The organism is Mesorhizobium sp. M1338 (genome assembly GCF_040318045.1).
GTDB lineage: Bacteria > Pseudomonadota > Alphaproteobacteria > Rhizobiales > Rhizobiaceae > Mesorhizobium.
The window spans coordinates 78,601-94,873 of sequence record NZ_JAMYLL010000005.1; the positions used below are offsets into that span (position 1 = coordinate 78,601).

At 64.0% G+C, this 16,273-nt stretch carries 12 protein-coding genes; all 12 read right to left on the reverse strand.

The annotated features are described in order from the left end of the window. Positions 1 to 294: 294 nt before the first annotated feature. The 12 genes from NKH19_RS07365 to murG all read right to left on the reverse strand — a co-directional run bounded on the left by NKH19_RS07365 (position 295) and on the right by murG (position 16,273). Positions 295 to 999 carry a DUF2461 domain-containing protein gene (locus NKH19_RS07365; protein WP_352865306.1) on the reverse strand — a complete coding sequence of 235 codons (705 nt, stop codon included), beginning with the start codon at positions 997 to 999 and terminating at the stop codon, positions 295 to 297. Then, positions 996 to 3,200 (reverse strand): NAD-dependent DNA ligase LigA, encoded by a 2,205-nt coding sequence (gene ligA / locus NKH19_RS07370; RefSeq protein ID WP_352865307.1) that lies wholly within the window; start codon positions 3,198 to 3,200, stop codon positions 996 to 998. Before ligA ends, NKH19_RS07365 begins: the two co-directional genes overlap by 4 nt. Positions 3,201 to 3,368: 168 nt before the next feature. Then, positions 3,369 to 5,042: a DNA repair protein RecN gene (gene recN / locus NKH19_RS07375; RefSeq protein WP_352865309.1), complete on the reverse strand. Its 1,674-nt coding sequence runs from the start codon at positions 5,040 to 5,042 to the stop codon at positions 3,369 to 3,371. A 169-nt stretch (positions 5,043 to 5,211) separates the two neighbouring features. Continuing rightward, entirely contained in the window at positions 5,212 to 6,081 is an 870-nt protein-coding gene (locus NKH19_RS07380) for an outer membrane protein assembly factor BamD (RefSeq protein ID WP_352865311.1), read from the reverse strand. Between the two features lie 262 nt (positions 6,082 to 6,343). Next, positions 6,344 to 7,294 carry a UDP-3-O-acyl-N-acetylglucosamine deacetylase gene (gene lpxC, locus NKH19_RS07385; RefSeq protein WP_352865313.1) on the reverse strand — a complete coding sequence of 317 codons (951 nt, stop codon included), beginning with the start codon at positions 7,292 to 7,294 and terminating at the stop codon, positions 6,344 to 6,346. A gap of 281 nt (positions 7,295 to 7,575) precedes the next feature. Next, positions 7,576 to 9,252 (reverse strand): cell division protein FtsZ, encoded by a 1,677-nt coding sequence (gene ftsZ / locus NKH19_RS07390; protein WP_352865315.1) that lies wholly within the window; start codon positions 9,250 to 9,252, stop codon positions 7,576 to 7,578. Between the two features lie 66 nt (positions 9,253 to 9,318). Beyond that, complete coding sequence (gene ftsA, locus NKH19_RS07395; RefSeq protein WP_352865317.1) at positions 9,319 to 10,626, reverse strand: cell division protein FtsA; 1,308 nt, start codon at positions 10,624 to 10,626, stop codon at positions 9,319 to 9,321. After that, positions 10,623 to 11,564: a cell division protein FtsQ/DivIB gene (locus NKH19_RS07400; RefSeq protein ID WP_352865319.1), complete on the reverse strand. Its 942-nt coding sequence runs from the start codon at positions 11,562 to 11,564 to the stop codon at positions 10,623 to 10,625. The genes ftsA and NKH19_RS07400 overlap by 4 nt, the downstream gene beginning before the upstream one ends. Beyond that, positions 11,552 to 12,478 carry a D-alanine--D-alanine ligase gene (locus tag NKH19_RS07405; RefSeq protein WP_352865321.1) on the reverse strand — a complete coding sequence of 309 codons (927 nt, stop codon included), beginning with the start codon at positions 12,476 to 12,478 and terminating at the stop codon, positions 11,552 to 11,554. The genes NKH19_RS07400 and NKH19_RS07405 overlap by 13 nt, the downstream gene beginning before the upstream one ends. 302 nt (positions 12,479 to 12,780) lie before the next feature. Continuing rightward, complete coding sequence (gene murB, locus NKH19_RS07410; protein WP_352865322.1) at positions 12,781 to 13,746, reverse strand: UDP-N-acetylmuramate dehydrogenase; 966 nt, start codon at positions 13,744 to 13,746, stop codon at positions 12,781 to 12,783. After that, on the reverse strand, positions 13,743 to 15,149 hold the full coding sequence (murC, locus tag NKH19_RS07415) for a UDP-N-acetylmuramate--L-alanine ligase (protein ID WP_352865325.1): 1,407 nt from the start codon (positions 15,147 to 15,149) through the stop codon (positions 13,743 to 13,745). The genes murB and murC overlap by 4 nt, the downstream gene beginning before the upstream one ends. Next, the gene (gene murG / locus NKH19_RS07420) at positions 15,146 to 16,273 is read right to left on the reverse strand and encodes an undecaprenyldiphospho-muramoylpentapeptide beta-N-acetylglucosaminyltransferase (RefSeq protein ID WP_352982078.1); all 1,128 of its coding nucleotides are present in this window, start codon (positions 16,271 to 16,273) and stop codon (positions 15,146 to 15,148) included. Before murG ends, murC begins: the two co-directional genes overlap by 4 nt.

Sequence of the window (16,273 nt, forward strand, 5' to 3'; positions counted from 1 at the left end):
AAAGTCAGACGAATTCGCTTGAGCCAACAAATCAGCGAAACTGATATGTCCTGGATCGAGCAAGGCCGCGATACGCGCCCTTCGGGATCCCCTGATTCAGTTGGCTCCCTGGAGGCGCACATGCCTGTACTTCATCGGCTGCGCAGGATGACGCCAGGGCCCGAAACGCAAAACCCGCCTCTGCGGCGGGTCGTTGGCGCAAATCAGCACCATGGTTATATGGATAGCATAACTGCCCTCATAACGCAACCAGGCCGTGCATCGGCCGGCGCCTCGACTTGAAATCCGAAACGGCTACGGGATGGCCGAATGCTCCGAAACCTTGCCCTCGATCGCCCTGCCCCAATCGAGCAGCGGCTTGGCGCGCAAGGTGAAATCGACGAGTTCGTCGACCAGATCAGCCGTATGGATTCCCGCCGGATCGATGACATGCTGGACGACAAAATGCCGGTTGCGGATGGCGGCGACCAGATCTGCATCGCTGATATGCTCGAAGCCGCGTGGCGTGCGCTTCATGCGGCCTTCCGTCTGCAGTTCAAGACGGTTCTTCTTCAACGCCATCACCAGGGCACGAAACCTGTCCGGCCAGGTCGCGATGGCATTGCGCATCGCCAGCAACAGTGCCGGCTCCGGCTGCCACCAGGCAATGTCGGCGAAGCAGCGCTCGAGCCCGATATGCACGTAGAACACCCCCTGCTCCATCTTGGTGCCGTCGGGCGACAGGATGGCCGACAGATGCCGGTTGTAGGGCCGCTTGTCCTTGGCGAAGCGCACGTCGCGATTGATCCGGAAAAGCGACTTCTTGCGGTCGCCGCGCAGGCCGAGGCCTGCCTTCGCGAAGCGCTCGGTCAGCGTGTCGACGAGATCGCCGAAGGGATCGCGCAAATCCTTTTCGAAGAGGTCGCGATTCTCCAGGAACCACTCGCGGCTCTGGTGGAAATCCAGCGCCTTAAGAAACGGAATGGCTTTGGCGCCGAAGCCGGTGAACGATCCAGTCATGCCTTGCCGATCCGCGCCAGCCAGGCGTCCTCGTCGATCACCTCAATGCCGTGTTCGCTGGCGAGCTTCAGCTTGGAGCCGGCACCCGGCCCGGCCACGACAAGATCGGTCTTCGCCGAAACCGAGCCCGCGACCTTGGCGCCGAGGCGCTCCGCCATCGCCTTGGCTTCGGAGCGTGTCATCTTCTCCAGCGAGCCTGTGAACACGATCGTCTTGCCGGCGACCTCGCTGTCGGCAGAGACGTTGACGATATAGGGCTTCGGCTTGACCTGCTTGAGCAGCGCGTCGAGCACGTCGTCATTGCGTTGATTGCCGAAGAAATCGCGCAGCGCATCGATCACCGTGTCGCCGATGCCGTTGACCGATGGGAAAACCGAGTGCGGATCGGCAGCGGCCGCCGTCTCCTTGCCGACGCGGATCAGCTCCTCGATGGTCGAGAAGGTCCGGGCGAGCACCGCGGCCGTCGTTTCGCCGATATGGCGGATGCCGAGCGCGAAGATGAAACGGTCGAGCTCCGGCTCGCGGCGCGAATCGATGGCCGCGAACAGCTTGTCGAGCCCTTCGTAATTGCGATCCTCGACGCTGCGCACATTCCTACGCGTCTTGCCCGATGCGGCCTCGCGCTGCCTGGCCTGCTCCTCGCGGCGCTCGGCCAGTGCCCTGGTGACGGCCGGACGGCGATCCCTGAGCGTGAAGATATCGGCGGCGGTCTTGATCAATCCCGCATTGAAGAAGGTGTCTATGTTCTCCGCCCCCAGGCCTTCGATGTCCAAGGCGCCGCGTGACACGAAGTGGCGCAATCCTTCCACCGCCTGGGCAGGGCAGATCAGTTCGCCGGTACAGCGGCGGCGGGAATCTTCCTTGCCGGTCTTCTCGTTGATCTCGCGCGTCGCCGGCGAGCCGCAGATCGGACAGGTGTGCGGGAACTCGTATGGCACGGCATCGGGCGGCCGCTTGTCGATGACGACGCTGACGATCTGCGGAATGACATCGCCTGCCCGCTGGATCACGACCGTGTCGCCGATGCGCACGTCGATGCCGTCGCGGATCGGCTGGCCGGTGCTGTCCAGGCCCTTGATGTAGTCCTCATTGTGCAGCGTCACGTTCTCGACCACGACACCGCCGACCGTGACCGGAGCCAGCCGCGCAACCGGCGCCAGCGTGCCCGTGCGGCCGACCTGGATATCGATCTTGAGCACCGTCGTCATCGCCTGTTCGGCCGGAAACTTGTGCGCGACGGCCCAGCGCGGCTCGCCGGTGACGAACCCCCATCTGCGCTGCAGCTCCAGCTGGTCGACCTTGTAGACGACGCCGTCGATGTCGTAGCCCAGCGCCGAGCGCTGCTCCTCGATCCGGTGATAATGCGCGATCAGGTCATCGGCCGATTTCGCCCGTACCATCAGAGGACTGACCTTGAATCCCCACTCCGCGAACTTCTGCACCGAATCATACTGGGTCGGGGCCGGATCCGCTGTCGTGTAGCCCCAGGCATAGGCGAAGAATTTGAGGTTGCGGCTGGCGGTAACGGACGGATCCTTCTGGCGCAGCGACCCGGCCGCCGTGTTGCGGGGATTGACGTAGTCCTGGCCGCCGACCGCCGCCGAGCGTTGCTTCAGCGCTTCGAATTCCGCATAGGTCATGTAGACCTCGCCGCGGATCTCGATGATTTCGGGCCAGCCCGAGCCTCTCAGCTTCGAAGGAATGTCGGCGATGGTCCTCAAATTGGCGGTGATATCCTCGCCGACGGCACCGTCGCCGCGCGTCGCACCCTGCACGAACACGCCCTTCTCGTAGCGCAGCGAAGCCGACAGCCCGTCGATCTTCGGCTCGGCCGTGAAGGCGATATCGAGATCCTTGTCGCGGTCGAAGAACCGCCGGCCGCGCTCGATGAAATCGATGACATCCTGGTCGGTATAGGCCTTGGCAAGACTGAGCATCGGCACCGCATGGCGCACCTTGGTAAAGCCTTCCGCAGGTGCCGCACCGACCCTGCGCGACGGCGAATCCTCGCGCACCAGCGCCGGAAAGCGCTCCTCGATGGCGAGATTGCGCCGCGCCAGCGCATCATACTCGGCGTCGGTGATAACAGGCGCGTCTTCGGTATGGTAGCGCCGGTCGTGCTCGGCGATCTGTTCCGCCAGGCGCTTCAGCTCGGCTTCGGCCTCGATTTCGGTCAGGGCATCGACTGGTTTTTCGGACATGATTTGCACCTGGCTGCTGTTGGCCCGGGACAATAGATCAGGATTCGGATGGAAGGGAGCTGAATTCTGACAAAACCACGCTGAAACAGCGGGATGGAGCCATATGCTGACTCTGTTCGGACGCCGAATTTCACCGACCAGAAGCAGCCCGATCGAGAAGTAGCGCCGTCAGGAAGCGCCGGTGTTCTCACGCAGCAGCCGCTCGGCGGCGGCGCGGGCCTCGTCGGTGATGGTGGCGCCGGCCAGCATGCGCGCGATCTCCTCCTGCCGCGCCGGCCGGTCCATCTCGGCAATGCCGGTGGCGACACGGTCTGTGGTACCGGATTTGGAGATCAGGAAATGCGTCGCCGCGCGCGCTGCCACCTGTGGCGCGTGCGTCACCGACAGCACCTGGACGCGCTTCGACAATCGCGCCAGCCGCTGGCCGATGGCATCCGCCACGGCGCCGCCCACGCCGGTGTCGATTTCATCGAAGACCAGCGTCGGCGCCGAGCCACGATCGGCCAGCGCCACCTTCAGCGCCAGCAGGAAGCGCGACAGCTCGCCGCCGGACGCGACCTTCATCATCGGGCCCGGCCGCGTGCCTGGATTGGTGCGCACCCAGAACTCGATCTGGTCGATGCCCTCTTCCATGCGGCTCTCGGCCTCGCTCTTCATTTCCACGATAAAGGCGGCGCGTTCGAGCTTCAGCGCCGGCAATTCCGCCATAACCGCCTTGGTCAAGCCGACCGCCGCCGCATGACGAAGCGAGGACAGCTGCGCGGCGGCGATGTCGTATGTCTCGCGCGCCGCTCCGGCCTGCTTTTCCAACCCGTGCAGGCGCTCCTCGCCGGCGTCGAGATCGGCAAGATCGGCAACCATCGTGTCGCGCAGCTGCGCCAGGTCGTCGACGGCGACGCTATGCTTGCGCGAGGCGGCGCGCAGCGAAAACAGCCGCTCTTCCGCCTTCTCAAGCCGCTGCGGATCATATTCGGTGGCGCGCAGCGCGGCCTCGACGCCCGATTGCGCCGCGTCGAGCGACAGCATCGCCTCGTCCAGTGACTTGACCACTTCATCGAGCAAGCCCGGCGCCTCCGTCACCTTGCGCTGCAACCGCCTCAGCAGGCTCGCCAGTTGCGGCAAAGGCGAGGACGGACCGGACAGCACATCCTGCGCATCATGGATTTCCGAGGCGATCTTCTCCACCCGCATCATCGACGCGCGCAATTCGGCAAGGTCCGTCTCCTCACCCGGCTGCGGATCGAGCTTCGTCAGTTCCGCCACCGCAGCCCGCAAATAGTCGGCCTCGCGCGCGGCCGCCGCCACCTTGGCGCGGTGTCGCGACAGCTCCTGCTCGCAGGCACGCCAGTGCCGCCATGCCTCGCCCGTCGAGCGGACGGCGCCGAGATGACCGCCGAAAGCGTCGAGCACCTCGCGGTGCGCGCCGGGATCGACCAAAGCGCGTTCATCGTGCTGGCCATGGATCTCGACCAGTGCACGGCCGACATCACGCATCAAGGTCACGCTCGAAGGCTGATCGTTGACGAAAACGCGGGTGCGGCCATCCGCCGTCTGCAAGCGGCGCAGGATGATGTCGCCGTCATCCTCGATGGCGTTGTCGGCAAGCAGCGTGCGGGCCGGATGGTTGCGCGGCACGTCGAAGACCGCGATGACCTGGCCTTGCGCCGCCCCATGGCGCACCAGCGATGCGTCGCCGCGCGCGCCGAGCGCCAGCGACAAGGCATCGAGCAGGATGGATTTGCCGGCGCCGGTTTCGCCGGTCAGCACCGAAAGACCCGGCTGGAAGTCGATATCCAGCTTCTCGATCAGGACGATATCGCGGATCGACAGTCTGGAAAGCATCAGAACCCGAATCTAGAACGGCACGCGACCATTTGCAGCCGCAGCGCCGCACTATCTTTTTGTTTGAGCATCGGATCAATCCGAAAAAGCGCTTCGTGCGCTTCGGTCCGACAAACAAAGAAAAACCAAGCAGACGGCGCGTTGGCGAAGCCCGCGAGCTTGCTTGGGGTCAGGCGCCGGTGATCATCTTCCCGGCCTTGGATATCCACGACCCGGCATTTTCGCGCGGTGCAAGCCCATTGCTCTGCAGGAGCTTGTAGGAATCCTTGTACCACTGGCTGTCAGGATAATTGGTGCCGAGCACTGCGGCGGCGGTCTGCGCCTCGGAGGTCAGGCCCATCGCGTAATAGCTTTCGGTCAGGCGGGCAAGCGCCTCCTCGACATGGCGCGTGTTGGAATAGGTCTCCACCACGGTGCGGAAGCGCTTGACGGCGGCGATGTATTCGCGGCGCTCGAGATAGTAGCGGCCGATCTGCATTTCCTTGCCGGCCAGCTGATCGTTGGCGAAGCGGATCTTTTCCTTGGCGTCGTCGACATATTCCGATGTCGGCCAGCGCGTCACCAGATCCTGCATCGTCTGAACGGTCTGACGCGCTTCTTTCTGGTCCTGCGTCACGTCCTTGATCTGGCGGTAATAGCTCAAGCCGATGATGTACTGCGCGTAAGCGGCGTCATCGGTCGACGGATAGAGCGTGAGATAGCGCTTGGCCGAGCCGATCGCCTCGTCGTAATTGCCCTGGCGATAGTCGGCGAAAGCGCCCATCACCATCGATTTGCGGGCCCACTCCGAATAGGGGTGCTGGCGGTCGACAGCGTCGAACTTGCGGCTAGCCTCTTGCAGGCGTCCGGCGTTGAGATTGGCGAGGCCCTGATTGTAGAGAACATCGGCCGGCTCGGTCTGGTCGACATAGGTCGACAGGTCGATATCTTTCTCCGACGACATGCAGGCCGACAGGAAGAGCGATGGAACAACCACCGAAAGCGCCAGGAAAACAGCCCTCCGCGGCGCTTTCAATTGACCGACTCGCTTGAAGAACATGATTGGATTCCGCCCTTTCGGCGTTATTTTAATGTCCGCTGCACGCCGTTGTCTCAAAACTGGTCCCCACTTTTGAGCGCCATGCACTAATCGACGGCAGCAGCCATAAACCATTACCGCCTTGCCCGGCAACGCTATCTCCGGCCAATCGCGCATTTTTATGGCGGCCGGACACAGCTTGAATATCGGTGCAATTTCACCGACAGGTGGTGCATTCGTGCAACACCGGCCGCTCGCCACGGAACCCTAGAAATGAAAAAAATCAGATCATCCAGGGCGCGTAGAGCGGTGCGTTGACGGCGTTCATCTCGGCGCTGCGGCCGCGCTCGCGACGTGTCGTCTCGACGATTTCGAACGCGGTGCGGTCGGACAGCAGCCGGCGCAGAGCCGCGGCATTCATCCTGTGACCGCCGCGATAGGAACGGAAGCAGCCGATGAAGCGGGCGCCGGCCAGCGCTAGGTCGCCCATGGCGTCCAGCGTCTTGTGGCGCACGAATTCGTTGGGATAGCGCAGGCCGCCCATGTTGATGACGCGGTTGTCGTCACCGATCACCAGCGAATTCTCCAGCGAGGAGCCGAGCGCGTAGCCGGCGGCCCACAGCCGCTCGACATCCTTCATGAAGCCGAAGGTGCGGGCGCGCGCGATGTCGCGGCGGAAGATATCGGCATTGAGGTCGGACGCAAACAGCTGACGGCCGATAGCCGGGCTTTCGAAGTCGATCTCGATCTCGAAACGGGTGCCGTCATAGGGTCTGAATTCCGCCCAGGAGGCGCCGTTCTCGATGCGGACCGGCTTGATGACCCTGATATAGCGGCGCTTGACCGACAGCGTCTCGATGCCGGCCTGGTCGATCGCTTCGACGAACGCCATGGCGCTGCCGTCGAAGATCGGAACCTCGGAACCATCGATCTCGATGGCGACATTGTCGATGCCGACCCCGAACAGCGCCGCCATGATGTGCTCGACCGTGGCGATGTGTTCGCCAGCGGGATCACCAAGCATCGTGCATAGGTCGGTGGCGCCGACTTCCGAGACCAGGGCGCGGAACTCGCGGCCCTGCTCTGCACCGTCGAAAAGCTGGAAAACGACGCCGGTGTCGGCATCCGCCGGCACGAAGCTGATGGACACTTCCTTGCCGCTGTGGACGCCGGTGCCGGTAAGCGACGCGCGCGTCTTCAATGTCGTCTGATAGTCGTGCAAGACAATCCCCATAAGCCCGTAATGCCTAGGTCCGCTTCTCCAGCCCGAGGGCGCGGCTCTTGTGTGAATCGGCAGGCAGGGTCACTTCCCCCGAAATCCCGGCAAACCGACGATGGTAGGCAGCGAAGATAATGTCCCGTCAGGGAGACTCCAAATCACGGTTTCTTACTCCGTGTAACCGCGAACTGAAGCAGGCACGACTTTGTAAGTGATTGAAATCACACAACTTAAAACGTTAACAGGCAAGCGATTCCTCGCTTGCCTGTTAACAATCGTTACAGTCCGTTTACCAGTCAGTTGGCCTGGCGGCGCAGGAACGCCGGAATCTCCAGCTGATCGTCTTCCTGAGTCGCCCTCACCTGCGGTGTAAGACGGCCGTGGTCGTCGAGCTGGCCACGGCGCGGTGCGTAGAGCTGCGCGTCCTGGCTGGCAAGACGGCGCACTTCGGGTGCGGCCTGGCGCAGCTTGGGTTCGCGCGGCTGCGCCGGCTGCAGCCGCGCAGGCTCTTCTTCGCGGCGGGTCAATCCGTTGGTCAGGCGCTTCAGCAGGCCCATCGGTCCGCTGTTGTTCTCGTGGTCGGCCGGGCGGCTCTTGGCATCCACCTCGGCCTTGACGACGGGCGGAAAGTCCTCGACGCGCGGCATACGCTGCGGCGCCATGGCAACCGGCTGCGGGGCTTCGCGCAGCATCTCGCGCGGCTGCGGAGCCGGCTGCGTCTGCTGGACCACGGGCTGCGGCATCGGCTGAGCTGGCGGCGCCTGGAAGATCTTGCTCTGCGGGCGGAAGTCTTCAGCGTGAGCCGGAGCCGGGCGCGCCTGTGCCATGGCCGCGGCATTGGCTTCAGCCAGCTGGATGGCTTCGGCGACCGGGTCGATGGCACGCGGTTCGTAGGCGGTCTGCTGGACCGGCGCCGGGCGGTTTTCCACCGCGGCAACGGCCGGGCGGCTGGCTGGCTTCGGAGGCACCGTGCGGATCGAGATCGGCGCGGCGGCGATTTCCGCCGCCGACTTGTCGATACCGGTGGCAACCACCGAGACGCGGATGACGCCTTCGAGTTCCTCGTCGAAGGTGGCGCCCAGGATGATGTTGGCGTCCTGATCGACCTCCTCGCGGATACGGGTTGCCGCTTCGTCGACCTCGAACAGCGTCAGGTCGCGGCCGCCGGTGATCGAGATCAGCAGGCCCTTGGCGCCCTTCATAGAGGTCTCGTCGAGCAGCGGGTTGGCAATCGCCGCCTCAGCGGCGGCCATCGCGCGGCCCTCGCCCGAAGCTTCGCCGGTCCCCATCATCGCCTTGCCCATCTCGCGCATGACGGAACGGACGTCGGCGAAGTCGAGATTGATCAGGCCTTCCTTGACCATCAGGTCGGTGATGCAGGCAACACCGGAATAGAGCACCTGGTCGGCCATGGCGAAGGCGTCGGCGAAGGTGGTCTTGTCATTGGCCAGCCGGAACAGGTTCTGGTTAGGGATGACGATCAGCGTATCGACGCATTTCTGCAGTTCCTCGATGCCGAAGTCCGCGGTCTTCATGCGGCGCTGGCCTTCGAAATGGAACGGCTTGGTGACGACGCCGACGGTGAGGATGCCCTTTTCGCGCGCGGCGCGGGCAACGACCGGAGCAGCACCCGTACCGGTGCCGCCGCCCATCCCGGCGGTGACGAAGCACATATGGGTGTTGGTCAAGTGATCGAGGATCTCATCGATGCACTCTTCCGCCGCCGCACGGCCGACTTCCGGCTGCGAGCCGGCGCCGAGGCCTTCGGTGACATGCGCCCCAAGCTGGATCAGGCGGCCTGCCTTCGACATGGTCAGCGCCTGCGCGTCGGTGTTGGCCACCACGAACTCGACACCGCGCAAACCGGCGGTGATCATGTTGTTGACGGCATTGCCGCCGCCGCCGCCGACACCGAACACGGTGATGCGTGGCTTTAGCTCGGTGATGTCCGGCTTTTGCAGATTGATGGTCATTGTCTCCGTCCTTTGCCTTTCACGCCGCTTCGCCGCCGCGGCCGCCTATGGGGCTGTCCCCGTCAATTAGAAACTGTCTCTCAACCACTGACTCATGCGATGCAGTTTTCCGCCCGTTCCGGTCATTCTGAGACCGGAAATTCCTTTCGCCGGATGGCTCTCGAAGCTCGCCATCTGCGGATAGATCAGAAGCCCCACCGCGGCCGAGAAGGCCGGCCCCTTCGCCGCTTCCGGCAGGCCGGCCACGCCGAGCGGACGGCCGATGCGCACATTGCGTCCCAGAATGCGGCGCGCCGCCTCCGGCAGGCCGGCAAGCTGGCTGGCGCCGCCGGTCAGAACGACACGCTTGCCCACCGCATTGCCGTAGCCGGACTTGTTCAGCCGGTCGCGCAGCAGTTCCAGCGTCTCGTCGATACGGGCGCGCACGATGCGCGTCATCACCGAGCGCGGGATCTGCAAAGGCACGTCGCCATCGTCGCCGATCGGCTGGATCGAGATCAGGTCGCGGTCGTCGGCGCTACCCGGCAGCGCCGAGCCATGCATCACCTTCAGCCGCTCGGCGGCATCGAGCGAGGTCGAAAGCCCCTTGGCCATGTCAAGCGTGACGTGATTGCCGCCGATGGCGATGGCATCGCCATGGACGAACTTGCCTTCCGAAAACACCGAGATCGTCGTCGTGCCGCCGCCCATGTCGATGCAGGCCGCGCCCATTTCCAGTTCGTCGTCGACCAGGGCCGCCAGCCCGCTGGCATAGGGCGTCGCCACCATGCGCTCGACCGACAGATGCGAACGGTTGATGGAAAGCTCCAGGTTGCGCATCGGAGCGGCGTCGCCGGTCAGCACATGCATGTCGACGCCGAGTGCGTCGCCGACCATGCCGCGCGGATCGCGCACGCCGCGTTCGGCATCCAGCGAGAAGCCGACCGGAAGCGAATGGATCACCTCGCGCTCGGCCTTCAGCGCCTGCTTGGCGCCGGCGCCGAGAACGCGCTTGATGTCGGCCTCGTCGGCCTCGTGGCCGCCAAGGTTGATGGTTGCCGAGAAGGCTTCGCTCTTCAGCCGGCCGGCTGTCATGTTGACGATCAGCGAATCGACGGTCAGCCCGGCCATGCGCTCGGCCGCGTCGACGGAAAGGCGGATGGCATGCTCGGCGCGGTCGAGATCGACGACGACGCCCGACTTCACGCCTTGTGACTTCTGATGGCCGATGCCGATCACCTGGATCCGGTGCGAACGGCCACGCAGCAGCTTGCCGTCATCGCTCGGCTTCAGCTTGGCCACCATGCAGCAGACCTTGCTCGAACCGACATCCAGCACCGTCAAGGTGCCGGACCGGCGTGACGAGGCATCGCCATGACCGCCAAGCCAGCTCATATCTTCGTCTCCGGCTTGCGCTTCAGGCTCTTGGGTTTTTCGTTGAGTGCGGCTTCGCGCTGCGTCGCCGCCTCGGGCGTCAACTGCACGACCAGCCGGTCGGTCAGGCGCATGTCGACGGCGGCGATATCGCGCGACAACAGGCCCATGTCATGGTCCATCTTGACGAGTTCGGCGAGCGCCTGATCCTCGCCGTCCTCGGGAAGCTTAATGGTGATGCCATTGTCCAGCTTCAGGTCCCAACGCCGCTCACCCACGCGGATATAGCCTTTGATCCGATCCGCGAGATCTGGATATTTTTCGATCTTGGCCAGGAAGTCAGGCGCGCTCGCAGGCGCGCCAGTGCCGATCAGCAGCGGCAGCAGCACCTGCTTGCCGCCCGAGAACGGCGCGATCACGGCGCCATCCTTCTCGATGACGGACAGCTCATCACCCTGCTGCCAGAGCGCGAAGGCGGCGCGCTCCTCGACACGCACTTCCAGCGTGTGCGGATAAACCTTGCGCACCGCCGCGACCTCGATCCACGGCAGGGTGTCGATGCGCTCCCGCGCGGCCTCGGCGTCGAAGCCGATCAGGGATGTCCAGCCGTCGAGTTCGAGCCTGTCGAGGATATCGATCTCCGAGGTCTGGCGGTTGCCGACCACCTTGACCTGATCGACGGCAAAGCCAGTACGGGCAGTGATGCTCTGGACGATGCCGTCGATATGGCCGCCGAGATAGGCGCCATAGGCTCCGCTCGAGGCGATCAGCACGGCCGACATCATGGCAGCGGAAAAGCGCGGCGCCTGGAACTCCCCGACACCGAGGCGCGCCAGAATGCGCACCGGACGGCGAAGCACGCGCGGCAGCACGAAATGGCCTGATGACAACGGCAGGCCGAACAGCGTCGGCTCGGCCGCGCCCCTCTCCTTACCTTGTCCCCATTTCAACGCAGACACGAAGCGTCCTCCACCATCCAACTCAACAAATCGCCAAACGAGTGCCCGGCCTGGGCGGCGATTTCAGGCACCAAGGACGTCGGCGTCATACCCGGCTGGGTGTTGACCTCGAGCCATACAATCTCGCCGTTTTCGGAATGCCGATCGTCATAACGGAAGTCCGACCGGGAAACGCCCCGACAGCCGATCGCTTGGTGAGCCTTGAGCGCCAGTGTTTGTATTTTTTGGTAAATATTCGGTGAAACTTTTGCGGGGCATTCGTGCTTTGATCCCCCAGCGACATATTTTGAATCATAGTCGTAGAAGGAATGGCCGGTCGGGATGATTTCGCAGACCCCCAGCGCCACATCGCCCATCACCGCGCAGGTCAGCTCACGGCCATGGACGTAGCGCTCGACCATGACGGTATCGCCATATTTCCATTCGGACGAGCCGATCACCTGCGGCGGATGCGACTGGCCTTCATGCACGATGACGACGCCGAAGCTCGAACCCTCATTGACCGGCTTGACCACATAGGGCGGCTTCATCGGGTGCTTGTTCTGAATGGCGAAGCGGCTGGCAACCTTCGATTCGGCGACCGGAACACCGACCGATTTGGCAACCCGCTTGGCCTGCTCCTTGTTCATGGCCAAAGCCGAGGCGAGCACGCCGGAATGGGTGTAGGGAATGCCGAGATACTCGAGGATGCCCTGGACGGTACCGTCCTCGCCAAAAGGGCCATGCAGCGCGTTGAAGACGACATCGGGCTTGAGTTCGGCAAGCACGGAGCCGACATCGCGCCCGACATCGACGCGGGTGACCTGGTAGCCCTCCTGATCGAGCGCATCGGCGCAAGCCTTCCCCGAAGACAAAGACACGGGCCGCTCGGACGAAAAACCACCCAGCAGGACAGCCACATGCTTGCTTTTCATTCCCCGGTATCCCCTCTCACGGCGGACCAAAAACCAAGATTTTCCGCAACATTGAGTCCGAGTCTCCCGGCAGGTTGCCCCCCAGACGGAAAAACGCGGGTAACGCGTCGAACGACTCAAATCAGGAAACGCTTTCGAGCAGAGAATCAGAGAGTTGATTCACTGGCAAGTGCTTACGATTCCGAGAGATTCACTTTCTGAGAAAATGGATGCGAAAAGCGTGTCGTTGAGTCTTTGCGGCAACGGCCGCGAGCCGTTTCGAACCTTTTGAAGTTCATGCATCACATGAACTTCAAGGCGGGCTAGAGAAGCTGCCCGAGAAACTCCTGGACGGCATGTCCCGGCCGGAAATTGCCGATGCGCTGGATTTCCCAATGCAGCCGGATACCGGAATTCTCCAGCACCCGCGTGCGCACCGTCTCGCCGAGATATTCAAGGTCGTAGCCGGTCGCGGTTCCCGTGTTGATCATGAAGTTGCAATGCATCGGCGACATCTGCGCGCCACCGATCATCAGGCCGCGGCAGCCAGCCTTGTCGATCTCCTTCCAGGCCGATGTGCCTTCCGGATTCTTGAAGGTCGAGCCGCCGGTCTTCTCGCGGATCGGCTGCACGGTCTCGCGGTGGTTCTGCACGGCATCCATCGCCGCCTTGATCGCCGCCTTGTCCTCGGCAAAGCCTTCGAACACGGCCGAGGTGAAGATCAGCCCGGCAGGTGCCGCCGAATGACGGTAGGCATAACCCATATCGGCATTGCTCAGCGTCTGCACATTGCCCTTGCGGTCGAGCGCGCGTACCTCGACGACGCGCTCGCGCGTCTCGACGCCATTGGCACCGGCATTCATCCGCAGCGCGCCGCCGATGGCGCCCGGAATGCCATGGTAGAAATGAAAGCCGCCAATGCCTGCCTCGAGCGCCACCGCGGCGACGCGCTTGTCAGGCGTGGCCGCGCCGGCCTTGATCCTGATCGGCGAAATGACTTCCGCTTCACCAAACCCCTTGGCTGAAAGCCTGACGACAAAGCCCGGAATACCGCCGTCGCGGACCAGAAGGTTCGAACCGACGCCGACGATGGTCAGCGGTATTTCCTCCGGAACGGCTTTGAGGAACGCGGCGAGGTCCTCCTCATCGGCCGGCTGGAACAACGCTTCCGCCAGGCCACCGGCACGGAACCAGGTGATCTTGTCCATCTCGGCATTCGGCGTCATACGGCCGCGCAGGCCGGCAAGCCGGTCGCCAAGTTTGTCGATCAGGGCCTGGCCGTGCATCATGAGACCGTCCCGCCAAGCTCCTTGGGCAACGCATAGGCCCATTGGGTGATGTTGCCGGCGCCAAGGAAGACGACGAAATCGCCTGATTTGGCCAGATCGCGGATGATGGGCGCGATTGCCGCCGGCCCCTCGATGTAGCGCGCGTCACGATGGCCGCCGGCGCGGATGCGCGATACCAGCGCGTCCGAGCTGACGCCGTCGATCGGCTCCTCGCCGGCCGCGTAGACCGGTGCCACCATCACCGTGTCGGCGTCGTTGAAGCAAGCGGAAAACTCGTTGAACAGATCATGCAGCCGGGTGAAGCGATGCGGCTGCGCAATGGCGATGACGCGACCCTTGGTGGCGCTGCGCGCCGCCTTCAGCACCGCCGAGATCTCGACCGGATGGTGGCCGTAATCGTCGAACACATCGACGCCGTTCCACGAGCCGGTATGGGTGAAGCGGCGCTTGACGCCGGCGAAGGACGACAGGCCCTTCTTGATCGCCTCGGCCGACAGGCCAAGCTCATGCGCGACGGCGATGGCGGCGGTCGCGTTGGAGACGTTGTGACGGCCGGGCATCGGCAGGCGCAGGCCTGCTATGGTCGTCTGGCCGCCGGTCTTGCGGTCACGGATCACCACGTCGAATTCCGAAATGGCACCCGCCATGCGGTGGTTGGTGAAACGCACATCGGCTTGCGCGTTCTCGCCATAGGTGACGATGCGGCGGTCCTCGATGCGGCTGACCAGCGCCTGCACCTCGGGATGATCGGTGCACATCACGCCAAAACCGTAGAACGGCACGTTCTCGACGAACTGGCGGAACGCCTCGCGCACCTTGTCGAAACTGCCATAGTGATCGAGATGCTCGGGATCGATGTTGGTGACGACCGCGATCTCGGCCGGCAGCTTCAGGAAGGTGCCGTCGCTCTCGTCGGCCTCGACCACCATCCATTCGCCGTCGCCCATGCGGGCATTGGTGCCATAGGCGTTGATGATGCCGCCGTTGATGACGGTCGGATCGAGCCCGCCGGCATCGAGCAAGGTCGCCACCATCGAGGTCGTCGTCGTCTTGCCATGCGTGCCGCCGATGGCCACCGCCTGTCGGAAGCGCATCAGTTCGGCCAGCATCTCGGCCCGGCGCACGATCGGCAGCAGCTTTTCGCGCGCGGCCTTGAGTTCCGGATTGGATTTCTTGATCGCCGTCGAGACGACCACAACCTCGGCATCGCCGAGATTTTCGGCCTTGTGGCCGACAAAGCATTCGATGCCCTTGTCGCGCAGCCGCTGGACATTGGCGCTCTCGGCCTGGTCGGAGCCTTGCACCTTGTAGCCGAGATTGTGCAGCACTTCGGCAATGCCGCTCATGCCGATGCCGCCAATGCCGATGAAATGCACAAGGCCGATGGTCTCCGGCATCTTCATGCGTGCGTCCCTTCCCTGAAATCCGAAACGGCTTTTTTGGACGCAATAGCCTCTGTGAGATCGGCGAGCAACCGTGCCGCGTCCGGCCTGCCGGCCGATTTCGCGCCAGCCGCCATCGCCGCCAGCCGCTCGGGGGCGTCCATCAGCCCGCCGATGAGCGCTGCGATCCGTTCGGGCGAAAGCGAGGATTGCGGGTGCACCTCGCCACCGCCGGCGGCGGCAAGGGCCGCCGCGTTCGCCGCCTGGTCGTGATCAAGCGCGTACGGGTAAGGCACCAGCAGCGCCGGCCGGCCGATGACGGCGATCTCGGAGACGGTCGAAGCGCCGGAGCGCGAGATCACCAGATGCGCGGCCGCCATACGTGCCGCCATGTCGGTGAAGAAGGGTGAGACCTCGACAGCGACGCCAAGGGCGGCATAAGCGGCCTTGACGCGCGCCACGTCGTCCGCGCGCGCCTGCTGCGTGATCACAAGCCGCTTGCGCTGGGCATCGGAAAGCAGCGCGATCGCCCCCGGCACTGCGTCGGAAAAGAACTGGGCGCCCTGGCTGCCGCCGAACACCAGCAGGCGGAACGGCTGTTCCCCGGCCGACGCCGCATAAGCCGTCTTGGCCGCTTCCAGCACGGCGGGCCTGACCGGATTGCCCGTCGTCACCGTCTTGGCGCCGATGGCACTGGTGTCCTGCGGCAGGAAGCCGCCGGCGATCGCATCGACACGGCCGGCCAGCGCCCGGTTGGCGCGGCCCATCACCGCATTCTGCTCATGGATCAGGGTCGGCACCTTGCGCCGTGTCGCCGCGTAGAGCGGCGGCAAGGTCGGATAGCCGCCGAAGCCAACCACCGCATCCGGCTTGATCCTGGCGATGATGGCGGAAGCCTGACGCACGCCGCGCCAGATTTTCCAGAAGGCACCAAGCAGGGCAAAGGGATTTTTCGAACCCATCGTTGCCGACTGGATCGGATGGATGGCTGCCGCCGGGAAATGGCCGGCAAACCGCTCGGCACGGTCGTCGGTCGCCAGATGCACCAACCAGCCGCGCCCGTTCAGCTCATGCGCCAGCGCCTCGGCCGGGAAAAGATGCCCACCGGTTCCGCCCGCCGCGAGAAGGATGACGCCTCTGGCCAT